This window comes from Kitasatospora sp. NPDC001540, from assembly GCF_042894345.1.
Taxonomy (GTDB): domain Bacteria; phylum Actinomycetota; class Actinomycetes; order Streptomycetales; family Streptomycetaceae; genus Kitasatospora; species Kitasatospora phosalacinea_C.
In genome coordinates, this window is the sequence record NZ_JBIAVO010000003.1 from 303,258 (window position 1) to 326,474 (window position 23,217).

The following is a 23,217-nucleotide window of genomic DNA, read 5'->3' on the forward strand; positions in this document are numbered from 1 at the left end:
ACCGGTGTCCGCCCTCATCCGTGAGGCTGTTCGAGACTGTCCGATCCGGGGCGCGGCCGACCGTGGAAGGAAGGATTCCGGCTGGAGATTCAGCAGCAGAGAAGCACGAATTCTCCGGGTCCGTCGGGGATTTACCCATGTTTGGCACTCATTCACCGTTCTGAGGCCTGTGTCCGACTGGGTGTGATCGGTCCCGAGTTGCACTCTGCCCGCCGCACCCTCCCGCGCCGGTTCCGCGCGCCGTGCACGCCGGTGCCACACCCCCCGCACGCCCGCGCGCGACCCGCACCACCCGCCCTCGCGTCCGCCCGGAACCGCCCGCGCCGGAGGGGCGCCCCACTCGTCCGGGGCGACGTCGGCCCGCCGGGGGCGCGGTGATCGTCCAACTCGTCGCGACGTCAGCCGAGAAGGCCGCCGCGGCGGCCGAGGCCGAGGAGGAACCGATGGGCTTCCAGCCCTCCGACATCCCGCACCACGAAACCGATCCGGCGGTCGGCGCCTTCCTCCGGCACGCGTTCCGGCCCGAGCGGATCGAGGACCTCCACGAGCGGAGGCTGAGCACGCGGAAGCAGGACCTGCCGTTCTCCCGGCACCTGCGGGAAGCCTTCGCGTACCTGCTGCGGGAGCGGCCGTGCGACGTCGTCGACTGGTCCCGGCTCACCGGCTCCGCCTTCACGGACGAGGCGCACCTGTACGACTGCCTGCAGGGGCTCCACGACTACTTCTTCGGCGACCGTCCGGCGCCCCCGGTGCCGCCGGACCCGGACGGGCCGCGACCGGACTGGGTCGACCTGCTCTGGAACCCGTGAGCCTCCGGCCTCCCGCACCGCGCCACCGATCCGGGCCGGGCAGTGCCTGCGAGAGGCGTTCGCGCCCCTGCCGCACGCGCTGAGGCGCCTCCCGTCCCCGGACGAGCGGGAGTTGACGGCCTGTCCGGGGCAGTTCCACGCGCACCTGCGCACCGGCTGCGCCGCGATGCCGGTCGCCCCGGCGGGTCAGCCGGTGCGCAGGGCGTGCAGGCGGGCGACCGCCTCCTCCAGGACCTCCACCTTCTTGCAGAAGGCGAAGCGGATCGTCCTTGCGGCTCCGAGTGCTCGCGGATCGTGTAGATCAACCTGGACCGCTCGCCCGGCTTGTAGCAGGCCATGCCCGCCATCGACACCCGTCCCGAGCCCCGGCCTCTCACTCTCACGACTGGGGTCCGATCGATCCGGCCCCAGGTCCTTGCTCGCGGCGGAGTCTTCGACTGCCCGGCATCGTCCTCGAAGACGATCCAGGCGTTGCGCTCCGCCGCGGTGCTCCTACCCGCGGCCACGTCTCCTTCTTCCAGACCTCGGCCGCGGCGTCATCGCGCTCGATCGCGCGTCTGGTGGGCTGCTGCCAGCTCCAGCCGTGGCGTTCGAGCAGCCGCCAGGTGCCCTCGACCGTGTAGGAACGTGGAGGGGTCGGCCGACCAGCGTCTTGAGCCGTGCCAGCGTCCATCGATGGTCCGCCCAACCGTGAGCCAGCGGACCACGCTCCAACTCCCGCTCCGGCCTGGAGATCTCCGCAAGGCAGCGGCAATCTCCGCGTTCTTCCGCCCGCCCTCGAAACACTCCACAGCCTGGAGCCGCACCCGCCCCCGAGTGGTCCTCCCGGTGTCGGTCAACCCGTCGCCCTGCGCGTACCCCACACCCCAGGGCTATCGGTGCCGACACCCAACTGTCCGGCGAACGGCACCGACATCACCCAATCAAGTTCAGCTTCCTTTCACCCCCGAGCTTCAACGCTGAGAGGCTCAGTTTCCCGCAAGGCAGGGAGCGGGAGGGGAAAACGGTTGATTTTCCATCACTCTGCCTTGCTCCGTGCGTTTCCCGATGAATATCAGGTCTCTTACCAGAGACGGCCGTGCTCCGGTTCATCGGGCTTGGAATCGTTAATCTGATCTGCAACATCGGACAGTGTTCCGCGCCCCTCCACTGTCCACCGGGTCGTACCACGTACACCAGACGGCGGCGAGTAGCCTGCAGCAATCATCATGGTTGTGACCAAATTGCTCGGGGAATAGCGCTCGCCGTCGAACTCCCACACTAGCGGGTTCACCGAAGGAGGCTGATTGGTCCACCGGGCCCTGCTCCTGGAGTCGACCTCCTCTGTCCAGGGGACGAGCAGCTGCTCTTCGCGTTTGGTCCCTGGCTTGAAGACCAGCAGGGTCCCCTCTTGAAGCCCGCCTGCAGCCTGGATTACCTTGACTGCGTCCTGTTTACGCTGGGACGACGAGCGCTCGTCCGCCGATGCACGACGAGGAGAGCGGCGGGTGGGCGTTCGTCGAGTGGCTGTCTTCGCCGAATTCCGCTGATTTGGAAGACTTACCGGAAACCCTGCATATCGGGTAAGCACTTCGAAAACTAGCTCGCGACATTTGGTGTGGTTCTTGAAAAGTGGGGCGAGGAATGCCCCCGGGTAGTGATCGTCCACGGTTTTGCCCAGTAGGGAACTCAGGTTCCTGGTGAGATCTGCGGCCGGCTCGAGAAGACCGCTTTCCTCGGCTGCGGGATCACTGAGGACGGAAGAGCCCAGCTGGGAGAGGACCAAATGTGCAATGAGCCGGTTCCCATGGACAAGGACACCGGCCGAGCGGCTGTCGTCAAACATATTCCGAAGGCGTGCGAGTTCAGCATCAACGATGCGAAGCGCCAGAACGCTGTTCCATAGCTTTGCAATGTTAAGATCTTCGGGGAAAAGCTCCCGATAAATTGGATCATCGGTCGAAGCCCACAGTGTGCTGACCTGGCGTTTGGCATCCACGGCGTAAGCAGGATCTGCATGTGCGCAGGCAAGGGCGATGGCTGCCTCTTCTACATCGCAGCCGCTGTCACCAGTAACCGGGTCCGCGCTTCTCTTCACACCGTAGGTCTTGTCAAATTGCAGTCGCAGTTGTGCCCTAAGGCGGTCTTGGTTAGGGTCAAGCGCTAGAAAGTCTCGCGCGTCCACGCCGTTCTGAGTATTAGTGGCCCGGGTGACGGACGAGGCAAAACCCGGTGGGCAGCCGTCCAGTCCGATGACGCGGATCCAAATCTCTGCGTCATCGAGAAGTGTTTCATCTTCTTGCATCACCGCATGGATGCTGGCGGCTGTCTGGGCGCCGTTTACCACAGTTGCCCCGGTCAGCCGAAATAGTCCGGTAGTGCGACTGTGGCTGTCCCTGGCAGCTCTGCTGATGCTCTCGGAGAGAACGGTGATCCCGTTGTTGAAGTACCAAAAATGATGTGGCTCGGTGCGCAGGGTGGCGACAAGGGCCTCGTTTACTGCTGTGCGTCCGAGTGCCTGCCTGATGTTTCCATCAAAGAGCCGCTCGCCGTGCTTGTCATACCAAGCCGCAATATCGCTGGCCGGAACCAGGCCGTAGTAGGCCTGGTAGGGGGTTTGCACGGACCCCCACTCTGATAGGTGAAGATCGAGGTCTAGTTTCTTTGATGATGTCCTGTCGGTCAGAAAGCCGTGCAGATCTGCCAGGCCTAGGATCTTCAAATCGACAAGATCATCCAAGTCGTCTGCGCCGTTGACTTCGGTTAGCAGATCTTGAAGTGGGCGCTGGACATCGGCAGGAAGAACTGCAGATCCTGTCGTTGCGACGGAAATTGTGATCCTGACCTCGGGATTGATCAAGGCATTTTCGATGGCTCCTTGAAGTTTCCTCGCCCTTGCATTGAAGAGGTGGAATTTCTGGCTAAAAAGATCTTTTGCCCCGTTGACCAGTTTGAGTGCTTCGCCCTGGTCCATTGTCTTCCGGCCCTCGGCATGCCACTTCGACTGGACGATGACGATCTTGCCCTGGTTCTCGTCAACAGCGATGGCGTCGATGCCATTGTCCTGAAACCCATCGATGACACAGGCGGCGGCGCTTTCCGCGTCGAATCCGGTCAAAACTTGAACTGCAAGCGCAGCCAGCCCGCGGGTGAGCGTCGAAGTCTGCATGTCGCCATTCCTGGCCCTGACATCGGACAGGTCAAGGTATGGCCCGATATTGCGCTGGATGTGTGCCCCGACCTGTTGAATGTGCAAAATGCTCAAAATTGCTCCACTGCGCATCTGGCCGTTTTGTTCGAAAGCCCTCATGGCGGTGGTGCGGATATCACCAGAGCCACGCATTGCCATCGATGGTTGGTGACGAGGGTATCGTCCGGCGACTATGGCTACCACAGACTTTGTTGAACATGTACCCCTCTGTGGACGGCGGTCGCCTCAAGTGCACGATGACGACTTTTGATCGGCGGTCAGAGCTGCTGGAGCCGTGCCACGGCTTCCCGCAGGACCTCCACCTTCTTGCAGAAGGCGAAGCGGACCTGGCTGCGACCGGCCTCGGCGTCGTCGTAGAAGACGGCGTTGGGGATGGCGACGACGCCGCAGCGTTCGGGGAGGGTGCGGCAGAACTCGATGCCGTCCTTCTCGCCGAGGGGGGTGATGTCGGTGGTGACGAAGTAGGTGCCCTGCGGCGTGAAGGCCCGGAACCCGGCCGCGGTGAGGCCGTCGACCAGCAGGTCGCGCTTGCGGTGCAGGTCGGCGCGGAAGTCGGCGTAGTAGTCGTCGGGCAGGCGCAGGGCCTCGGCGACGGCGTACTGGAACGGTCCGGCGCTGACGTAGGTGAGGTACTGCTTGGCGGTGCGGACGGCGGCGACCAGGTCGGGGGTGCCGGTGACCCAGCCGACCTTCCAGCCGGTGAAGGAGAAGGTCTTGCCGGCGGAGGAGATGGCGACGGTGCGTTCGCGCATGCCGGGGAGGGCGGCCAGCGGGTGGTGGGCGCCGGTGAAGACCAGGTGCTCGTAGACCTCGTCGGTGACGACCAGCAGGTCGTGTTCGACGGCGAGTTCGGCGATGGCGGCGAGTTCCTCGGGGGTGAGGACGGTGCCGGTCGGGTTGTGCGGGGTGTTGATCAGCAGCAGCCGGGTGCGCGGGGTGATGAGGGAGCGCAGTTCGTCCAGGTCGGGCCGGAAGGCGGGGGCGCGCAGGGTGAGCGGGACGCGTCGGGCTCCGGCCATGGCGATGCAGGCGGCGTAGGAGTCGTAGAAGGGTTCGAAGGCGATCACCTCGTCGCCGGGTTCCAGCAGGGCGAGCAGCGCGGCGGCGATCGCCTCGGTGGCTCCGGCGGTGACCAGCACCTCGGTGTCGAGGTCGTACGACAGCCCGTAGAAGCGCTGCTGGTGTTCGGCGATCGCGGCGCGCAGCTCGGGGACGCCGGGCCCGGGCGGGTACTGGTTGCCGCGGCCCTCCAGCACGGCGCGGGCGGCGGCCTCGGCGATCTCGCGGGGTCCGTCGGTGTCCGGGAAGCCCTGGCCGAGGTTGATCGATCCGGTGGCGGTGGCCAGCGCGGACATCTCGGCGAAGATCGTGGTGCCCATGCCCGCCAGACTGCGGTTCAGCAGTGGCCTCGTGCTCATCGGTGCTCCTCGCGAAGGGTGGTGGGGCCATCATCCAGCGGCCCGCGACGGATCGTCGAGGGGGCCTCACCGGGTGGAGGAGCGGAGGGCCTCGGCGCGGGCGGTGCACCCGGCGGTGCGGTGGGGGACCCCGGAGCCGGTGCGCGGACGGGCCCGCCCCCTGCGCGTGCAGGGGGCGGGCCCGTCGGGTGCTGCGGGGAGGGGCTCAGGCCTCGTCGGCCGGGCCGTCCTCGGCGGGGGCGGCGTCGCCCTCCGCGGACTTGGTCTCGCCCAGCTGCTCGGCCATCCACTGCTCGAAGCCGACCGCGGCCTGCGTCCAGTTGGCGGTGGTGCCGACGAAGTACTCCAGGTTGACGCCGTTGCCGACGATCATCTGGGACTCGCCGATCAGCCGGACCACGCCGTCGTCGTGGGTGTGGGTGTAGACCTTGGGCCACAGGGTCTCGCGGTTCCACTCGTCGATCAGCGCGAGGATCTCGGGCTTCTGCTCCACCGAGAAGGAGCGGTCGTAGAACGCGCGGACCGCGAACAGCTCCTTGTGGTCACCGCGGAACATGTAGTAGACGCGGAAGTTCTCCCAGGGAGCGGTGAGGTCGCCCTCCTCGTCCACCACGTGCTTCAGCTGCATCTGGTCCAGCAGCTGGGCGACCAGGTCCTGGTTGGGGACGATCACCGGCGGCGGTCCGGCCGGCGCGCCACCGGGCTGGCCGCCCCCCTGCGGCGGCTGGGGCAGGCCGAAGGACGGGATGGACGACGGGTCGATGCTCACGGGGATGTCCCTTTCACGGTGCACGGTCGGCTGCCGATGGGGGGCCGCCTCTCCTGGGACCATCCTGCCTCATCGGGCGCCCGCGGCACAGGGTGCACCCCGCTGCGTGAGCATGTCCCGACACGCCGTGGTGGCCCCCCCCCCCGGCCGGGGGCCCCCCCCCCGGCGGGCGGGGCCCGGCGGGGGCGCGGGCCCCCCCCCCCCCCCGGGGGGCCCCCCCCCGGGGGGGCCCCCCCCCCCCCGGCCGCGGGGGCCCCCCGGGCCCGGGGGCCCCCCCGGGGGCGCCCCCCCGCCCCCCCCCGGGGGGGCCCCCCCGCCGGGGGGGGGCCCCCCCACGGCCGGGCTCACTTCGCGAGCGGGTCGCGCGGCCCGACGCTCAGCCGGTCGGAGACGCCGTCGTGGTCGACCACCACCGTCGAGCCGTCGTGCACCCGCCCGGAGAGGATCTCCTTGGCCAACTGGTCGCCGATCGCGGACTGCACCAGCCGACGCAGCGGCCGGGCGCCGTACGCCGGGTCGTAGCCGGTGAGGGAGAGCCAGTCCCGGGCGGCCGGGGTGACCTCCAGGGTGAGCCGGCGCTCGTGCAGGCGGCGGGAGAGCGCGGCGACCTGCAGGTCGACGATCCGGCTGAGCTCCTCGGTGCCCAGCGGGTCGAACACCACGATGTCGTCCAGCCGGTTCAGGAACTCCGGCTTGAAGGACCGGCGGACGGTCTCCAGCACCAGTTCCTTCTTCCGCTCGTCCGGCGTGGCCGGGTCGACCAGGAACTGGGAGCCCAGGTTGGAGGTGAGGATCAGGATCGCGTTGCGGAAGTCGACCGTGCGGCCCTGGCCGTCGGTGAGGCGGCCGTCGTCCAGCACCTGCAGCAGCACGTCGAACACCTCGGGGTGGGCCTTCTCCACCTCGTCCAGCAGGACCACGCTGTACGGGCGGCGGCGGACGGCCTCGGTGAGCTGGCCGCCCTCCTCGTAGCCGACGTACCCGGGCGGGGCGCCGACCAGGCGGGAGACCGAGTGCTTCTCGCCGTACTCGCTCATGTCGATCCGGACCATGGCGCGCTCGTCGTCGAAGAGGAAGTCCGCCAGGGCCTTGGCCAGTTCGGTCTTGCCGACGCCGGTCGGGCCCAGGAACAGGAACGAGCCGGTCGGACGGTCCGGGTCGGCGATGCCGGAGCGGGTGCGGCGCACCGCGTCGGAGACGGCCCGGACGGCCTCGTGCTGACCGATCAGGCGGCGGCCGAGCTCCTCCTCCATCCGCAGCAGCTTGGCGCTCTCGCCCTCCAGCAGGCGGCCGGCCGGGATGCCCGTCCAGGACGCGACCACGTCGGCCACGTCGTCCGGGCCGACCTGCTCCTTGACCATGGTGGTGCTGGGCTCGTCCGCCGCGCGGTCCTGCGCCTCGGCCAACTCCCGCTCGGCGGCCGGGATCTCGGCGTACATCAGCTTGGAGGCGCGCTCGAAGTCGCCGTCGCGCTGGGCGCGGTCCAGGGCGCCGCGCAGGCCGTCCAGGCGCTCCTTGAGCTCACCGACCCGGTTGAGCGACTTCTTCTCCTGCTCCCAGCGGGCGTTGAGGGTGCTCAGCTGCTCCTGCTTGTCCGCGAGGTCGCGGCGGAGCTTGCCGAGCCGCTCGACCGAGGCCGGGTCGGACTCCTTCTCCAGCGCCAGCTCCTCCATCCGCAGCCGGTCGACGGAGCGCTGCAGCTCGTCGATCTCCACCGGGGAGGAGTCGATCTCCATCCGCAGCCGGGAGGCGGACTCGTCGACCAGGTCGATCGCCTTGTCGGGCAGGAAGCGGGCGGTGATGTACCGGTTGGACAGCGTCGCCGCGGCGACCAGGGCGGCGTCGGTGATCTCCACCTTGTGGTGCGCCTCGTAGCGGCCCTTGAGGCCGCGCAGGATCGCGATGGTGTCCTCCACGGTCGGCTCGCCGACCATCACCTGCTGGAAGCGGCGCTCCAGGGCCGGATCCTTCTCGATCCGCTCGCGGTACTCGTCCAGCGTGGTGGCGCCGACCATGCGCAGCTCGCCGCGGGCCAGCATCGGCTTGAGCATGTTGCCCGCGTCCATCGCGGAGTCGCCGCCCGCACCCGCGCCGACCATGGTGTGCAACTCGTCGATGAAGGTGATCACCTGGCCGTCGGAGGCCTTGATGTCGTTCAGGACGGCCTTCAGCCGCTCCTCGAACTCGCCGCGGAACTTCGCGCCCGCGACCATCGCGGCCAGGTCCAGCGCGACCAGGCGCTTGCCGCGCAGCGACTCCGGCACGTCGCCCGCGACGATCCGCTGGGCCAGGCCCTCGACCACGGCGGTCTTGCCGACGCCGGGCTCGCCGATCAGCACCGGGTTGTTCTTGGTGCGCCGGGAGAGCACCTGCACCACCCGGCGGATCTCCTGGTCGCGGCCGATCACCGGGTCGAGCTTGCCGTCCCGGGCGGCCTGGGTCAGGTCGGAGCCGTACTTCTCCAGGGCCTTGTAGGTGCCCTCCGGGTCCTGCGAGGTGACCCGGGCACTGCCCCGGACCTCCTTGAACGCGGCCAGCAGCGCCTTGGCGGTGGCGCCGTGGTGGGCCAGCAGCTCGCCGACCGGCCCGCCCTCGGCGGCCAGGCCGACCAGCAGGTGCTCGGTGGAGACGTACTGGTCGTCCAGGTCGGCGGCGCGCTTGCCCGCCTCCTCCAGCACCGCGAGGGTGTCGCGGGAGAGGTTGGGCGCGGCCACCGTGGAGCCCTGGGCGGCCGGGAGCGCGGCGGCCTGCTGGCGGGCGGCGGCGGCGACGCGCGCGGCGTCCGCCCCGACGGCCTCCAGCAGGGGGCGGGCCAGGCCCTCGGGCTGGTCGAGCAGGGCCAGCAGGATGTGCACCGGCTTGACGTCCGGGTTCCCTGCGGCGCTGGCCTGCCGGATGGCGGAGGACAGGGCCTCCTGCGTCTTGCTGGTGAACTTACTGGCGTCCACGGCGGGCATACCCCTCTCGGCTCGTGACTGGTGCGGATCCGCTGACTACAGCATGCCTTAAGTTGAGTCTATTCCGCTCAAGTTTAGCGAAGGCCACCCGCTCACTTCTTCCGGGGACCGCCTCCCGCCGCGGGCGTCCGGGTCAGCCCCAGCAGCTCGCGGGCCGGGCCCGCCGGGCGTTGGCCCGCGGGCCAGACCGCGCGCAGCGGGCGCTGCAGCTCCAGCCCGGCCAGCGGCACGGCCACCAGCCGACGGGTGGCCAGTTCCTCGGTCACCGCCAGCTCGCTCAGGCAGACCGGGTCCGCGCCGGTCATCGCGGCCGCCTTCAGTGCCGTCGAGGAGGCCAGTTCCAGCCGCGGCGCGGCCGGGCCGCCGTACGGGGCGAGCGCCTCCTCCAGCACCTCCCGGGTGCCGGAGCCGACCTCGCGCAGCACCAGCGGGGTGGCGGCCAGCTCGGCGCCGGTGACCGGGGCGCGGCGGCGGGCCCAGCGGTGCTCGGGGGAGACCACCACCACCAGCCGGTCGGCGGCCACCACCGCGCCGGACAGGCCGGGCGGGGTGGAGGTGCCCTCGACGAAGCCCAGGTCGGCCTCGCCCGCCAGCACCTGGGCGGCGACGTCGTGCGAGTTGGCGGTGCGCAGGGTGACGGCGGTGCCCGGGCTGGCCTCGTTCAGGGCCAGCAGCCACCCCGGCATCAGGTACTCGGCGACGGTCAGGCTGGCCACCACCCGCAGCCGGGCGTCCCGGCGGCCGCGCAGCGCGTCGATCCCGGCGTCCAGGGCCTGCGCCGCCTCCACCACCTGCCGGGCCCACTCGACCACCAGCCGACCCGCCTCGGTGGGCCGGGAGCCGCGCGGCGAGCGCTCCAGCAGCGGCACCCCGATCTGCCGCTCCATGCCCTTGATCCGGGCGCTGGCGGCGGGCTGGCTGACGCCCAGCTCGGCGGCGGCCCGGCCGACGCTGCCCAACCGCGCCACCGCGAGCAGCAGTTCCAGGGCGCCGAGTTCCGGGACGTGCGGGGAGAGGGCCATAGGCCCAGGCTATGTCCTCATAGCGGGCGCCCCGCTACCCGCGTCCCCCGCACCGGCGCAGGGTGGGGCCATGGCAACCCTCCTCGCGCCGCGCGCCGCCCTGCGCGGCCTCGACCTGTCCCGGCTCGGTCCCCACTGGTACGCCACCGTGATGGGCACCGCGATCACCGGCAACGCGGCCGCCGCCCTGTCGGTGGACGTGCCCGGCCGGACGGTCCTCGCCGAGGCGGTCTGGACGCTCTCGCTGCTGATGCTGGCCGCCCTGCTGGCCGGCCGCGCCGTCCACCTGACCCGGCACCGCGAGCAGGCCCGGCACACCCTGCTGGAGGACCCGTCCGCCGCCGTCTTCTACGGCTGCCCGCCGATGGCCCTGCTGGCCGTCGGCCACGGCGCGCTGACCGTCGGCACCCCGCTGCTCGGCGCCCGGGGCGCCCTCGCGCTGGACGCGCTGCTGTGGACGGTCGGCACCGGGTACGCGCTGGTGGTGGCCGCCGGGCTGCCGTACCTGATGATCACCCGGCACCGGCTGTCCGCGCTGGCGGCCAACCCGACCTGGCTGCTGCCGGTGGTCGCCCCGATGGTGGCCGCCGCGTGCGGCCCCGCGCTCGTCCCGCACCTGCCGGAGGGGGCGGTCCGGCAGGCGGTGCTGTACGGCTGCGCGGGGATGCTCGGCGCCAGCCTGCTGGCCACCCTGGCGCTGCTGCCGGTGGTGCTCGGCGGGCTGCTGCACAGCAAGCTGCCCGCGCTGGTGCTCACCCCGTCGCTGTTCCTGGTGCTGGGCCCGCTCGGCCAGTCCACCACCGCCGTCCAGAAGTTCGCCGACACCGTCCCGCTCGCCCTCCCCGGTGCCGGGCCGGGCGCGGTGGTGGTCGCCCGCGGACTGGCCGAGGTGTACGGCGTCGCGGTCATGGGATTCGCGCTGCTGTGGTTGGCGGTGGCGCTGGCCGCCAACCTGCGGGCGCTGCGGGCCGAAATGCCGTTCGCGATGACCTGGTGGGCCGCCACCTTCCCGGTCGGAACGCTCGTCACCGGTGCGACCGGACTCGCCGACCACACCGGATTCGCCGGATTCACCGCGCTCGCCGCCGCGCTCTACCTGCTGCTGTTCGCCGCCTGGGCGGTGGCCCTGGCGCGCACCGCGGCCGGCCTGCGGGCGGGCCGCCTGCTGTGACCTGGGCTTCCGCGGGTCCGTCGGGGCGGGCGATCGAGCGGCGGCATTCGGCGGGAGCGGTTCCGGATCTGTGGATCCGGCGAAGGATTGCTGAATTCCGCTCCGGGGCAGTGACATTCCGGGCCGCGGTGACGCCACCGGCCCGCGCCCTCCGCCCCCTTTTCGAATAAATGTTCGGAACAGGGGGGGCAATGCCGAGAAAAGCGTTATTCCGGACACCGCGCCGGGGGGTTTGCTGCAGGTTCCTGCACTTGCGGGAACCTGCAGCCGGAGAGCACTTGTTCGGAGTTCGCCGCGCTGTGAGGGTGTAGTCACGCCAAGCCGTCCGGGGCAGCCGCAGCCCGAGTCGGCGACTTGCTCTTCGCGTGGGGGCGACAGGTGCGTTCGCATCTGCGCAACGGGGGGAAGAGCACCGGTCGGCACGCCACGTGTGGTGGTGGCTGCCGTGACCGGATCGGCGAGGCGTTGCTGCTCCGCCTCGCCGAAGCGCCATGACGCTGGCGTAACACGAGCGGGTCCCCCGGGGTCCGGGTGCCGACGGCACCCGTCCCGGGGGACGCGCCCGTAGTCGCGGGGGTGACTCCCGCCGTCGAGCCCGACGGCGCTGCTGGGATCATCATCCGCAAACGGAGGAACACGGCAGGGAGCGCTCGACGTGGCAGCGGACCACCCGGAGTCCGAACCGGACACCGTACTGTCCCACCCGGACACCGCACCGTCCCACCAGGACGGCGGGCCCGCGGACCAGGACACCGCACCGTCCCCAGCGGGCGTGGTGCCGTCCCGTTCGGGGGGCGGGCCTTACCCGTCGGACGCCGTGCCGTTCGACCCGGACAGCGGCCTGCCCGAGGAGGACGCCGCCCGGCTCTACCTGGCCGTCCTCGCCGCAGGCGGCCGGATCCCGCTCGACGCCCCGCCCCAACCCGGCACCGACCTCACCCCCGAGCGCCAACAGGCCATGCTGGACCAACTGGTGGCCGTCGGACTGGTCCTGCTCAACCGGATCGACCACTGCTACGTCGCGGTCAGCCCGCGCGCCGTCGCCGACCGCCTCGGCGCCGACCTGCGCGCCCGCGCCACCCGCCTGCTGCTCGACGCCGACCGGCTGCCCGCCGCGCTCGACCCGCTCGCCCGCGCCTACGACGCCGTCCCCCGGCCCGCCGACCGGACCAGGCAGGCCGTCTACGTCGACGGCCAGGAGGACATCCGGTTGCGGATCGCCCGCCTCGTCTCCGACTGCCGCCTCGAACTGCTCAGCGCCCAACCCGGCCTGCGCCCGCCCGCCGTCCTCGAACTCGCCCACGCCCAGGACCAGCGGATGCTCGGCCGCGGCGCCACCCTGCGCGCCCTCTACCAGCCCGTCGCCCTCACCGAGGACAGCGCCGTCCGGCACGCCACCGCGATGAGCGGGCACGGCGCCCAACTCCGGGTCCTGGACGAGCCGTTCCTCCGCCTGATCGTCATCGACCGGCGGGTCGCCGTCATCCCCGCCGCCGAGGACCACAGCCGCGCCGCGTTCGTCGAGGACCCCGCCGCCATCGCCTACCTGGTGGCCGGGTTCGAACGCGACTGGGCCCGCGCCGAACAGGTCCACTGGCAGCACCTCGACCCCCGCGCCCTCACCCGCAGCATCACCCACCGGGTCGGCCGCCTGCTCGCCCAGGGCCTCACCCAGCGCGCCGTCGCCACCCGTCTGGGCCTGTCCGAACGCACCGTCGCGGGCCACATCTCCCGGCTGCGCGACCTCTACGGTGCCGGCACCCTGTTCCAACTCGGCTGGCTGATGAGAGGCGGCAGCGGCCGTGGCTGACCCGATCCCCACGGCCGTTCCCGCCACCGCCGTTCCCGCCGCGGTCCCCGTCCCGGTGCCCGCCACCGCCGTTCCCGCCAACACCGTTCCCGCCCCCGTGGAGCGCGGGCCGATCGACGAGGGGGCCCAGCGCCTCTACCTGGACGTGCTCGAAGCGGGCGGCCGGATCGCGGCCGACGCCGTCGCCGCCCTCGCGCCCGCCACCGGGCTGCCGCAGGCCTTCGCCGAACTCCTGCGCACCGGCCTGCTGGTGCGCGACGGCCTGGACGGCTCCTACCTGGCCGTCAACCCCCGCTTCGTCGCCGAGACCCTCAGCAGCGAGATGAACTCCGAGGCCACCCGCCTGCTCAACCGGGCCGAACGCCTCACCACCGACCTCGACCCGCTGATCGCCGCCTACGACAGCGTGCCCCGGGCCGTCCAACCCACCACCGCCGATGTCCAGGTCTCCGGACGCGAGCACATCCGCCAGCGGATCGCCCAGCTCGGCTCCACCTGCCGGGAGGAGGCGCTCACCGCGCAGCCGGGCCAACCGGCGCCCGCCACCCTGGAACTGTCGCTGAGCCAGGAACTGCCGGTACTGCGCCGCGGCTGCCGGATCCGCACCCTCTACCAGCCCGCCGCGCTCACCGAACCCGCCGTGATCCGCTACGCCGCCACCGTCACCCGGGCCGGCGGCGAGGTCCGGCTGCTCGACGAGCACTTCCAGCGCGCCCTGGTCTTCGACCGCACCACCGCCGTGCTGCCCGCCGCCGCCGACCTCAGTCGGGCCGCGGTGATCTCCGACCCCGCCACCGTGGCGATGATCGTCGCCAACTTCGACCGCGACTGGGACCGGGCCGAACGCGTCTGCTGGAACAGCCTGCTCGACAGCGTCCCCGCCCAGGCCGCCGCCGACCAGATCGCCCGCCTGCTCGCCCGGGGGCTCACCCAGAAGGCCATCGCCACCCGTCTGGGCCTGTCCGAACGCACCGTCGCGGGCCACATCTCCCGGCTGCGCGACCGCTACGGCGCCGACACGCTCTTCCAGCTCGGCTGGCTGATGCGGAGGGGGAAGCACGATGCCTGACGTCCCCCCGGGCACCGCACTCCCGCCCCGCCCCGCGGCCCCACCGGACCCCGGACCCGCGTACGCGGTGCCGCCCGGCCCGGCCGAGAAGGAGCTGTACCTGTCGGTGCTGCGGGCCGGCCGGGTCTCGCTGCGGGAGCTGATGGAGCAGGACGCCGCCGCCACCGTCCGGCTGCTGGAACTCGGCCTGCTGAGCCGGTACGTCCACCAGGAGTGGGTGGTGGCCGTGAACCCGCGCGTCGCCACCGCCAAGCTGTCCGCCGCCCTGCGGGCGGGCGCGGGTGACCTGCTGGCCCGGGCCGAGAGCGCGGGCGCCGAACTCGACGAGCTCGCCGACTCGTACGACGCCGCCCAGCAGCACACCCGGATCGCCCACGTGTTCGGCCAGGTCCGGATCCAACAGCGGCTGCTGGCGATCGTGGCCGACCACTGGGACGAGGCACTGGCCGCCCAACCCGGCCCGCGCGCACCCGAGTTCGTGGCCGATGACCCCCAGGTCCGCGCCGCGCTGGCCCGCGGCGCGGTGACCGACGTCCTGTACCAGCCGGTCGCCCGGCAGGCCCCGCACACCGTCGCCTACGCGGCGGCGGCCACCGACTGGGGCATGCGGCTGCGGGTCCTGGACGAGCCCTTCGCCCGGATGCTGATCTTCGACCGCAGGGTGGCGGTCATCTCCACCACCGTCGACAACCGCAGCGGCGCCGCGTTCATCGAGGACCGAGCCGTGGTCGACCACCTGGTGCGACTCTTCCTCCGCGACTGGGAGCGCGCCGTCCGCGTGCCGTGGTACGACGAGGTGGGCCGGGAACTGCCCGAACCCCTGCGCAGAGTAGGCGAGTTGCTGGCCGAGGGTCTGACCCAGCGGGCGGTCGCCTCCCGGCTGGGCCTGTCCGAGCGCACCGTGGCCGGGCACATCGCCCGGCTGCGCGAGCGCTACGACGCCGACACGCTGTTCCAGCTCGGCTGGCTGATGCGGGACGGCGGCCGCCATGACTGAGCCCGTCGCCGAGCAGCCGCCGGGCGCGGCCGAGAAGGAGCTGTACCTGTCCGTCCTGCGGGCCGGCGGCCGGGTGTCGGTCCGGGAGGCGACCGAGCAGGACGCCGCCGCCACCGCCCGGTTGCTCGCGCTCGGGCTGCTGGTCCACCACGACGAGAGCGAGCAGCTCACCGCCGTCAACCCGCGCACCGTCAGCACGCGGCTGAGCCGGGAACTGCGTCGGGCCGGCACCCGGCTGTTCGAGGCGGCCGAGCACGTCCCCACCGAACTCGACGTCCTCGCCGACGCGTACGACAGCGCCGCCCGGCGCGAGGACCACGGGCGGCAGATCACCCACGTGCTGGACGTGGACCGGATCCGGCACCGCCTGCTGCAGATCGAGGCGGACTTCCGCGAGGAGGTGCTGGCCGCCCAGCCCGGCCGACGGCCGGTGGTGTACCTGGAGAAGAGCGCCCGCACCGAGAAGGCCCTGGCGGGCGGCGCCCGGATGGACATCCTCTACCAGCCCGTCAGCAAGTCCGACCCGGCGGTGATCGACTACGCGGTGCGGGCCACCGGCTGGGGCATGCGGCTGCGCTCCCTGGACGAGGACTTCACCCGGATGCTGATCTTCGACCGCCGGGTGGCGATCATCTCCGCGTCCGCCGACAACCGCACCGCCGCGTTCATCGAGGCCCCGGCCGTGGTCGACCACCTGGTGCGGCTCTTCCTCCGCGACTGGGAACGCGCCGAACGCGTCCCCTGGCACGACCTCGCGGGCGACAGCGTCCCCCCGGTCGTCGAACAGGTCAGCCGCCTGCTCGCCGCGGGCCTGACCCAGAAGGCGATCGCCACCCGCCTGAACCTCTCCGAGCGCACCGTCGCCGAACACATCGCCCGCCTGCGCGAGCGCTACGACGCGAAGACGCTCTTCCAACTCGGCTGGCTGATGCGGGAGGGCGCCCGGTGACCACCGACCTCCCCAACGCCTCCGAACGCGCCCTCTACCGCGAGATCGTGTCGCGCGGCGGCCGGATGATGCTGCGCGAGGCCATGGCACAGGCGCCGGAAGCCACCCGCCGCCTGCTCGACTTCGGCCTGCTGGTGCACCACGTCGTCGACGAGTCACTGACCGCCGTCAGCCCGCGGACCGCCGTCGGCCGACTCGGCGCCCGGATGCGCGCGGAGGGCGCGGGGCTGCTGCTGCGCGCCGAGGAGACGCCCGCCGCCCTCGAACCGCTCAGCCAGGCGTACGAGTCGGCGTTCGGCCGGGTCGACCGCTCCAACCTGGTGCGCCACGTCCAGGACATGGAGCAGATCCGGCACGGCATCCTCCAGGCCGAGTCGGAGGCCCGCGAGGAGATCCTCGCCGCCCAACCCGGTGGTGCCCGCCCGCACCAGTTCCTGAAGCAGTCGCTAGAACTCACCCGCAACCACCTCGCCGCGGGCATCGCCCTGCGCACCATCTACCAGCCCGGCGCCCTCGCCGACCCGCCCACCACCGCCTACGCGGCCGACGTCACCGACCTCGGCGAACGCATCCGCGTGCTGGACGAGCCGTACACCCGCCTGCTGATCTTCGACCGCCGGACCGCGATCATCCCGGCCGCCGCCGACAACACCAGCGCCGCGTTCATCGAGGACCCGACCGTGGTCGCCTCCCTGGTCGCCCTGTTCGAACGCGACTGGGCCCGCGCGACGATCGTCGACTGGCACGCCCGCGCGGGCCGCCCGCGCGAGAGCGGCGTCCCCCCGGAGCTGACCGACCTGCTCGCCGCCGGTCTGACCCAGAAGGCGATCGCCTCCCGCCTGGGCCTCTCCGAGCGCACGGTGGCCGCCCACCTCGCCCGGCTGCGCGAGCACCACGGCGCCGAGACGCTCTTCCAACTCGGCTGGCTGATGCGGGAGGGCGCCCGATGACCATCCGGGTGCCGAACGAGGCCGAGCGCGCGCTGTACCGCGAGATCGTGGCGCAGGGTGGCATGGTGCTGCTGCGCGAGGCGATGGAGCAGGACGCGGACGCCGCCCTCGGGCTGATCGAGCTGGGGCTGCTGCTGCACCACGACTACGGGCAGATGCTGACGGCCGCCCACCCGGGGGCGTTCGCCGAGCGGGTGAGCGCCGAGCTGCGCAGCGCGGCCTCGGGCAAGCTGGCGCAGGCCGAACGGGCCGCCGTCGAACTGGAGGACCTGGCCCAGGCCTACGACGCCGCGCAGCGCCGTGGCCGGACGGGGCGACCGCTGCAACTGGTGGCGGGGCAGCAGATCACGCACCACATCGCCCGGATCGAGTCGGAGATGCGCGAGGAGACCCTGGCGTCCCAGCCCGGCGGCGCCCGGCCGGTCGCGATCATGCAGCAGACCCGGGTCCGTTCGCTGGGTTTCCTGGCGAGTGGCATCGAGCTGCGGTCGATCTACCAGCCGGGTGCCCTCGACGACCCGCCGACCGTCGCGTACGCGGCCGAACTGACCGCCGCGGGCGAGCGGTTCCGGGTGCTGGACGAGCCGTTCCGGAAGATGCTGATCTTCGACCGTCGGATAGCGGTGGTCTCGGCCGCGCCGGACAACCGGCAGGCGGTACTGATCGAGGACCCGGCGGTGCTGGCCGTCCTGGTCGCCCTGTTCGAGCGCGACTGGGCGCGGGCCGAGCGGGTCGACTGGCAGGCGCTGGCCGGCCGCCCGCGCGAGAGCGGAGTCCCGCCGGAGCTGACCGACCTGCTCGCCGCGGGCCTGACCCAGCGGGCGATCGCCTCCCGCCTGGGGCTTTCGGAGCGGACGGTGGCCGGGCACATCGCCCGACTGCGGGAGTTCTACGATGCGGAGACCCTGTTCCAGCTCGGCTGGCAGCTGCGCGGGGTGTCCGGACGACCCGCCGCGCCCCCGGGGCGGGACCCGGGACGGGTGGCCGAGAAGGAGTGGGACCTGTGAGCGAGCCGAACGGAGCCGCCCTGCCGAACGAGTCGGAGCGGCGGCTGTACCAGCAGATCCTGGACCAGGGCGGCCGGGTGTCGTTCCGCGAGGCGGTCGAGCAGGACCCGACCGGGGTGCTGCGGCTGATGGAGCTCGGGCTGCTGGTGCACGACGCGGCCGAGCAGGTGCTGACGGCGGTCAATCCGCGCGCGGTCAGCGACCGGATCAGCGCCGAGCTGCGCGCCGAGGGCACCCGGATGCTGCTGCGCGCCGAGGAGATGCCGACGCTGCTGGAGGACCTCACCCACGCCTACGACGCGACCCCGCGCCGGGCCGACCGCTCCAGCGTGGTGCAGCACGTCGACCGGACCGAGCAGATCCGGCACCGCGTCCTGCAGTTGGCGAGCGAGGCGTACGAGGAGGAGCTGTCCCTGCACCCGGGCGGCGCCGGACCGGCCGACCTGCTGGAGCAGGCGCTGGACCGCACCCGCCGCTTCCTGGAGCGGGGCGGAACCATCCGCACCGTCTACGAGCCGACCGCGCTGCTGGACGAGACGACGGTGCGCTGGGCGGAGAGGGTCACCGGCTGGGGAGGCCGGTTCCGCACCTTGAGCGAACCGTTCAGCAGGATGTTGATCTTCGACCGCCGGGTCGCCGTCGTCCCGGCCTCGGCCGACAACTCGAGTGCCGCCTTCATCGAGGACCCGGCCGTGGTCTCGTTCCTGGTCGCCGCCTTCGAGCGGGACTGGGAGCGGGCCGAGCGGATCCAGTGGCGCTCCGCCGAGCACGAGGGCGAGAGCGTGGTGCCGGTCCACGAGCAGGTGGGCCGACTGCTCGCCCAGGGCCTGACCCAGAAGACCATCGCCTCCCGGCTGGGCCTCGGCGAACGCACCGTCGCCGCGCACATCTCCCGCCTGCGTGAACTCCACGACGCGGAGACCCTGTTCCAACTGGGCTGGCAGATGCGCGGAGCCGGGGAACCGTCGGGCTGACCGTCGTCAGCCGGTCGCGATCTCCGGGGACCAGAAGCCGTACGGGCCGGTGCCGGTGTGCTCGCGGCGCTGGCGCGGGAACTGCTCGCCGGGCGCGGTCCAGAAGCCGCCGCGCAGCGACAGCGCCATCCCGGCCCAGTCCAGCGCGGTCTCCACGGTGTGGTGCAGCGCCTCCTGCGACCAGGTGTCGTCGAAGACCAGCGGCAGCACCGGCGAGACCTGCTCGATGGTCGCGATCAGCGGGTTGTGCGTGATCGCCTCGTCCACCAGCAGCACGATCGGCTTGCGCAGCGCCGAAGCCCAGCCGAGCTCCAGGCTCACCCCGGCCGACAGCGGCGCACCCACGTACGCGAAGACCAGGTCCGCGCTCTGCATCGCCCGGAAGTCCGACGGCACCCGCTGCTCCGGCGCCCGCCCCGCCACCGTCCACGCGTCGCTGTGGTGCGCGCTGTACACCGCAGCCCCGCTGTCCAGCAGCGTGCTGCGCAACGTGGTCAGCCGGGTCCGGCTCGCCAGCGTCACCACACTGTCCGCCGGCCCGGTCAGCCGCATCAGCGGCGCGGCCAGGAAGACCCGTGCGCGACGCCCTTCGGCGCGGTGTTGCAGGTGGTGCTCACTCATGTCGGCTCCGCGGGATTGCCTGCCGGCGTCGACTGAAGCCGGAAGGTGCTTCGGACAATGGCTGCTCAGCGGTTGGGTGACGCCCCATGCTGGCCCTACAATTTGATTGAGCATCGGCAAGTTTGTGGTGTGCTGCCGTCCTCATTGAGAGCGAACTGATCGTCCACCGTGCACCGTCGCGCCGTCCAGGTCTGCCCGGTGGCATCTGCCTGCCTGGCAGCGAGATGACGCACTGGCAGGAGAGTGGCGTCGGCGGGGACCTGCCCGATGGGCATCATGTCTACTATTGTTCAGCTAATAGAACCGTTTGACTGTCATATCGCGAAGGGGAGGGCGGGGGCATATGTCTCGTGTGTACCGGTTTGTCCGCAGGGTGGGTATCCCGTTCCTGGTAGCTGCGGCGGTTGTGGGTGGGGTGGCGTTCTCTGTCTCCGCAGGGGCGGACGGCGGGAACGACTCGGCCATTCCGCGCGTGCTGGTCACTGCTGCGGACTTCAGTTGGACCTGAGTCGCTGCCTGCCGGGCGGAGCCGGGTCGGTCGGGCGTTCAGATCTCCGGATCCGTGCCGGGCGACCGCGAGGTCTGCGCGAGCATCCAGCCGAGCTGGAAGAGTGACTCGACGTTGTAGTCCTCCCGCATCTCGGCGATGTGCCGGGCGAGGGTCCGCTCGCTGATTCCCAGGCGTCGCGCGATGACGCGGTGATTGGTGCCGGCGAGAAGCAGGTCGATGATGGTCTGCCGCAACTGGGAGATCACCTGTTGCGGTACTGCCCGGTCGCCCTCGAAACTCAGGGCCCGGCTCCAGCTCCGCTCGAAAACCTCTTCCGCGATGTAACCGACGACCGCCGGATCATGAATGAACGCGGCTAGGCTCATGTCTTCGTTCAGCGGAATTATCGCTATTTTTCGGTCGATGATCAGGAGCCGGGTATACGGCTCGTCAAGTGTCCGGTATTGGCCACCCGCCTGGGAAAGCGTCGCCACGTAGTCCCGGGTGGGTTGGTGGTAGCGGGTGCTCGCGTGATAGATGGTCCGCATGCTGGTCCCGTGCCGGAGGGTCTCCAGATCGCGTTCGACCATGGACGAGAGCACCTCGGGAGGTCGAGGGCCACCGGGCTGCATGGCCAGGCCCTCTTTCATCCCGACCGCCAGCAACTGGGCTATCCGCTGGTTGATGAGAACCTTGCCGCGCACGTGCTCGATCGAGCCGCGCTGCTGCCCCGGCGGGTGGAAGGCGTGCGAAAGCTCCTGCAGTTCGGCGGGGAGGGCCACGGCCCTGGCGAGGAGGTCGAGGGCCTGCCGCTGCCAACTTCCGGCCAGGCTCTTGGAAAGCTGGGCCGGATCCACGGCGACCAGCACGCCGTGCTCGTCGGAATCGGGGACCAGCAGGCCGATGCGGAGCAGTTCCTCGACCGCGTCCGAGTCCTCCGCGTCGTCCGTCCGGATGAGGCCGCCGTCCTCGACCGCCGAGAGGTAGACGGCTCTGGCTTCCGCCGAGATGACAGTCGGCACGCCTGTGACGTTACCGAGCTGCTCCCGTCCGCTCACCTGCGGCTCCTCGCCATCGTCCGCCCCCTTGGAACCCGCTTCCGTCAGTCAGGAATCTTAAGCACTCGGCCGGTTCACCACTGGGGCGGCTTCACTGCGCGAGTTCTGCCGACAACGCCCCTTCGGATCGGTGCACTCTCTCACGGCGGACGCGCTGCCGGCACCCCCCGGTAGGTGGGGTGTCGGCAGCGCGGCGTCTCGCTCAGCGCTTGGGCCGCCACACCACCAGCGCGCTGGACTGCTGGACCTGCTGGTAGGGCACCAGGTCGCGGCGGTAGGAGGCGTGGACGGCGGCCTCGCGCTGCTGCAGGGTCGCGGCGGCGCCCTCCAGGGCGTCGACCAGTTCGCTGACGCGGGACTGCAGGGCGGCGACCTGGTTCTCCAGCTCGATGATCCGCTTGATGCCGGCCAGGTTGATGCCCTCGTCCTGGGAGAGCCGCTGCACCTCGCGCAACTGCTGGATGTCCCGGGCGGAGTAGCGGCGGCCGCGCCCGGCGGTGCGGTCGGGGCTGACCAGGCCGAGGCGGTCGTACTGGCGGAGGGTCTGCGGGTGCAGGCCGGAGAGCTCGGCGGCGACGGAGATGACGTAGACCGGGGTGTCCTCGGTGAGGACGTACGGCGGGGCGGCGGCGCGCGGGCGGCCGCCGCCGGGCAGGCCCTCGCCGAGGCCGGGGCCGGGACCGATCCGGCCGGTGACGCCGGGGCCGTCGCCGCCGTGAATACTGTCGGGGTGGGGACTCATCGGGCTCTCACGCTCCCTCCGCCGCCTTGAACAGGGCGGCTCGTGGGTCGTCCGAGGCGGTGGCCTCGCGGTACTGCTCCAGTGCGGTCAGCGCGTCTCCGGTGACGTGCTTGGGCACCGTGACCTCCACGGTGACCAGCAGGTCGCCGCGGGTGCCGTCCTTGCGGGTGGCGCCCTTGCCGCGGGCCCGCATGGTCAGGCCGTTGGCGCTGCCGGGCGGCAGCTTGAGCTTCACGGCCGGACCGTTCAGGGTCGGCACCTCGATGGTGCCGCCGAGCGCGGCTTCGGGGAAGCTCACCGGCACCGTCACCGTCAGGTTGTCACCCTTGCGCCCGAACACCGGGTGCGCGTCGACGTGCACGGTGACGTACAGGTCGCCGGGCTGGCCGCCGCGCTCGCCCTGGGCGCCCTTGCCCTTGAGCCGGATGCGCTGCCCGTCCTGCACCCCGGCGGGGATGCGGACCTGCATGGTGCGGGCCGAGGAGGCCCGGCCGCTGCCGTGGCAGACGGTGCACGGGTCGTCGACGATCATGCCGCGGCCCTTGCAGTCCCGGCAGGGCTCGGAGAGCGCGAAGGCGCCCTGGCCGCGGCTGACGGTGCCCGCGCCGACGCAGGTCGGACAGACCCGCGGGGTGGTGCCGGCCTTGGCGCCCGTCCCGGCGCAGGCGCGGCAGGCGGCCTGGGAGGTCATCCGCAGCGGCACGGTCGCGCCGTCCACGGCCTCCTCGAAGTTCAGCGTGACCTCGGTCTCGACGTCCGCCCCGCGGCGCGGCTGGGCGGCCTGTCGGCCGCCGCGGTTGAACAGGCCGCCGAACACGTCGCCGATCCCGCCGCCGGCGCCGCCCCCGCCGTTGAACAGGTCGCCGAAGTCGAAGCCCCCGGCCGCGCCCGCCCCGCCGGGCCGGAAGCCGCCGCCCGCGAACAGCGAGCGGGCCTCGTCGTACTCCTTGCGGCGCTTCTCGTCCGAGAGCACGTCGTACGCCTCGGAGATGTCCTTGAAGCGCTCCTCGGCCTTGGCGTCGCCCTTGTTCGCGTCCGGGTGGAACTCGCGGGCCAGCTTGCGGTAGGTCTTCTTGATCTCTGCAGCGGTGGCGTCCTTGGGCACGCCGAGGACCTTGTAGTAGTCCTTCTCCACGTAGTCCTTAGCGCTCATGGCCTTTGACCGCCACCTCCCGTTGCGTCTGTCGCTGCTGCGCAGCGCCTGGTTGCGGCAC

The 23,217-nt window shown here is 71.5% G+C and carries 19 protein-coding genes; 9 read left to right on the plus strand and 10 right to left on the minus strand.

The window, feature by feature from the left end; genetic code table 11:
* The first annotated feature begins 374 nt into the window (after window positions 1-374).
* Window positions 375-809 (plus strand): hypothetical protein, encoded by a 435-nt coding sequence (locus ACFY00_RS06585; protein WP_388027883.1) that lies wholly within the window; start codon window positions 375-377, stop codon window positions 807-809.
* Between the two features lie 379 nt (window positions 810-1,188).
* On the opposite strand, the gene ACFY00_RS06590 is transcribed toward ACFY00_RS06585, so the two are convergent.
* The 6 genes from ACFY00_RS06590 to ACFY00_RS06615 all read right to left on the minus strand — a co-directional run bounded on the left by ACFY00_RS06590 (window position 1,189) and on the right by ACFY00_RS06615 (window position 10,165).
* Window positions 1,189-1,482: a winged helix-turn-helix domain-containing protein gene (locus ACFY00_RS06590; RefSeq protein ID WP_388027885.1), complete on the minus strand. Its 294-nt coding sequence runs from the start codon at window positions 1,480-1,482 to the stop codon at window positions 1,189-1,191.
* Between the two features lie 390 nt (window positions 1,483-1,872).
* On the minus strand, window positions 1,873-4,137 hold the full coding sequence (locus ACFY00_RS06595; RefSeq protein ID WP_388027887.1) for an AIPR family protein: 2,265 nt from the start codon (window positions 4,135-4,137) through the stop codon (window positions 1,873-1,875).
* Window positions 4,138-4,256: 119 nt separating this feature from the next.
* Complete coding sequence (locus ACFY00_RS06600) at window positions 4,257-5,417, minus strand: pyridoxal phosphate-dependent aminotransferase (protein ID WP_388027889.1); 1,161 nt, start codon at window positions 5,415-5,417, stop codon at window positions 4,257-4,259.
* A 205-nt stretch (window positions 5,418-5,622) separates the two neighbouring features.
* Window positions 5,623-6,186 carry a YbjN domain-containing protein gene (locus ACFY00_RS06605; RefSeq protein WP_388027890.1) on the minus strand — a complete coding sequence of 188 codons (564 nt, stop codon included), beginning with the start codon at window positions 6,184-6,186 and terminating at the stop codon, window positions 5,623-5,625.
* A gap of 344 nt (window positions 6,187-6,530) precedes the next feature.
* Entirely contained in the window at window positions 6,531-9,134 is a 2,604-nt protein-coding gene (clpB, locus tag ACFY00_RS06610; RefSeq protein ID WP_388027892.1) for an ATP-dependent chaperone ClpB, read from the minus strand.
* 101 nt (window positions 9,135-9,235) lie between these two features.
* Window positions 9,236-10,165, minus strand: a complete 930-nt coding sequence (locus ACFY00_RS06615; protein ID WP_388027895.1) for a LysR family transcriptional regulator — start codon at window positions 10,163-10,165, stop codon at window positions 9,236-9,238.
* 70 nt (window positions 10,166-10,235) lie between these two features.
* On the opposite strand from ACFY00_RS06615, the gene ACFY00_RS06620 reads away from it, so the two are divergent.
* The 8 genes from ACFY00_RS06620 to ACFY00_RS06655 all read left to right on the plus strand — a co-directional run bounded on the left by ACFY00_RS06620 (window position 10,236) and on the right by ACFY00_RS06655 (window position 19,092).
* A complete protein-coding gene (locus ACFY00_RS06620) occupies window positions 10,236-11,336 on the plus strand; it encodes a C4-dicarboxylate ABC transporter (RefSeq protein ID WP_388027896.1) in 1,101 nt (366 codons plus the stop codon).
* A gap of 655 nt (window positions 11,337-11,991) precedes the next feature.
* Complete coding sequence (locus tag ACFY00_RS06625; RefSeq protein WP_388027898.1) at window positions 11,992-13,146, plus strand: LuxR family transcriptional regulator; 1,155 nt, start codon at window positions 11,992-11,994, stop codon at window positions 13,144-13,146.
* Complete coding sequence (locus ACFY00_RS06630) at window positions 13,139-14,215, plus strand: LuxR C-terminal-related transcriptional regulator (protein WP_388027900.1); 1,077 nt, start codon at window positions 13,139-13,141, stop codon at window positions 14,213-14,215. Before ACFY00_RS06625 ends, ACFY00_RS06630 begins: the two co-directional genes overlap by 8 nt.
* Entirely contained in the window at window positions 14,208-15,212 is a 1,005-nt protein-coding gene (locus ACFY00_RS06635; protein ID WP_388027903.1) for a LuxR C-terminal-related transcriptional regulator, read from the plus strand. The genes ACFY00_RS06630 and ACFY00_RS06635 overlap by 8 nt, the downstream gene beginning before the upstream one ends.
* Window positions 15,205-16,161: a LuxR C-terminal-related transcriptional regulator gene (locus tag ACFY00_RS06640; RefSeq protein ID WP_388027904.1), complete on the plus strand. Its 957-nt coding sequence runs from the start codon at window positions 15,205-15,207 to the stop codon at window positions 16,159-16,161. Before ACFY00_RS06635 ends, ACFY00_RS06640 begins: the two co-directional genes overlap by 8 nt.
* On the plus strand, window positions 16,158-17,111 hold the full coding sequence (locus ACFY00_RS06645; RefSeq protein ID WP_388027907.1) for a LuxR C-terminal-related transcriptional regulator: 954 nt from the start codon (window positions 16,158-16,160) through the stop codon (window positions 17,109-17,111). The genes ACFY00_RS06640 and ACFY00_RS06645 overlap by 4 nt, the downstream gene beginning before the upstream one ends.
* Window positions 17,108-18,118: a LuxR family transcriptional regulator gene (locus ACFY00_RS06650; RefSeq protein ID WP_388027908.1), complete on the plus strand. Its 1,011-nt coding sequence runs from the start codon at window positions 17,108-17,110 to the stop codon at window positions 18,116-18,118. Before ACFY00_RS06645 ends, ACFY00_RS06650 begins: the two co-directional genes overlap by 4 nt.
* Entirely contained in the window at window positions 18,115-19,092 is a 978-nt protein-coding gene (locus tag ACFY00_RS06655) for a LuxR C-terminal-related transcriptional regulator (RefSeq protein ID WP_388027910.1), read from the plus strand. Before ACFY00_RS06650 ends, ACFY00_RS06655 begins: the two co-directional genes overlap by 4 nt.
* 6 nt (window positions 19,093-19,098) lie before the next feature.
* On the opposite strand, the gene ACFY00_RS06660 is transcribed toward ACFY00_RS06655, so the two are convergent.
* The 4 genes from ACFY00_RS06660 to dnaJ all read right to left on the minus strand — a co-directional run bounded on the left by ACFY00_RS06660 (window position 19,099) and on the right by dnaJ (window position 23,156).
* Window positions 19,099-19,713 carry a hypothetical protein gene (locus ACFY00_RS06660; protein ID WP_388027912.1) on the minus strand — a complete coding sequence of 205 codons (615 nt, stop codon included), beginning with the start codon at window positions 19,711-19,713 and terminating at the stop codon, window positions 19,099-19,101.
* 546 nt (window positions 19,714-20,259) lie between these two features.
* Window positions 20,260-21,261 (minus strand): hypothetical protein, encoded by a 1,002-nt coding sequence (locus ACFY00_RS06665; protein ID WP_388027913.1) that lies wholly within the window; start codon window positions 21,259-21,261, stop codon window positions 20,260-20,262.
* 202 nt (window positions 21,262-21,463) lie between these two features.
* Window positions 21,464-22,003 carry a heat shock protein transcriptional repressor HspR gene (locus tag ACFY00_RS06670; protein ID WP_388027916.1) on the minus strand — a complete coding sequence of 180 codons (540 nt, stop codon included), beginning with the start codon at window positions 22,001-22,003 and terminating at the stop codon, window positions 21,464-21,466.
* 7 nt (window positions 22,004-22,010) lie between these two features.
* Window positions 22,011-23,156: a molecular chaperone DnaJ gene (gene dnaJ, locus ACFY00_RS06675; RefSeq protein ID WP_388027918.1), complete on the minus strand. Its 1,146-nt coding sequence runs from the start codon at window positions 23,154-23,156 to the stop codon at window positions 22,011-22,013.
* Between the last annotated feature and the right edge of the window lie 61 nt (window positions 23,157-23,217).

Excerpts from the sequence above, each read along its gene's own strand:
- ACFY00_RS06600 (WP_388027889.1), bottom strand. The coding sequence starts at position 5,417 with ATGAGCACGAGGCCACTGCTGAACCGCAGTCTGGCGGGCATGGGCACC.
- ACFY00_RS06670 (WP_388027916.1), bottom strand. The coding sequence starts at position 22,003 with ATGAGTCCCCACCCCGACAGTATTCACGGCGGCGACGGCCCCGGCGTC.
- ACFY00_RS06620 (WP_388027896.1), top strand. The coding sequence starts at position 10,236 with ATGGCAACCCTCCTCGCGCCGCGCGCCGCCCTGCGCGGCCTCGACCTG.
- dnaJ (WP_388027918.1), bottom strand. The coding sequence starts at position 23,156 with ATGAGCGCTAAGGACTACGTGGAGAAGGACTACTACAAGGTCCTCGGC.
- ACFY00_RS06595 (WP_388027887.1), bottom strand. The coding sequence starts at position 4,137 with ATGGCAATGCGTGGCTCTGGTGATATCCGCACCACCGCCATGAGGGCT.
- ACFY00_RS06660 (WP_388027912.1), bottom strand. The coding sequence starts at position 19,713 with ATGAGTGAGCACCACCTGCAACACCGCGCCGAAGGGCGTCGCGCACGG.
- ACFY00_RS06615 (WP_388027895.1), bottom strand. The coding sequence starts at position 10,165 with ATGGCCCTCTCCCCGCACGTCCCGGAACTCGGCGCCCTGGAACTGCTG.
- ACFY00_RS06650 (WP_388027908.1), top strand. The coding sequence starts at position 17,108 with ATGACCATCCGGGTGCCGAACGAGGCCGAGCGCGCGCTGTACCGCGAG.
- ACFY00_RS06640 (WP_388027904.1), top strand. The coding sequence starts at position 15,205 with ATGACTGAGCCCGTCGCCGAGCAGCCGCCGGGCGCGGCCGAGAAGGAG.
- ACFY00_RS06590 (WP_388027885.1), bottom strand. The coding sequence starts at position 1,482 with ATGGACGCTGGCACGGCTCAAGACGCTGGTCGGCCGACCCCTCCACGT.
- ACFY00_RS06635 (WP_388027903.1), top strand. The coding sequence starts at position 14,208 with ATGCCTGACGTCCCCCCGGGCACCGCACTCCCGCCCCGCCCCGCGGCC.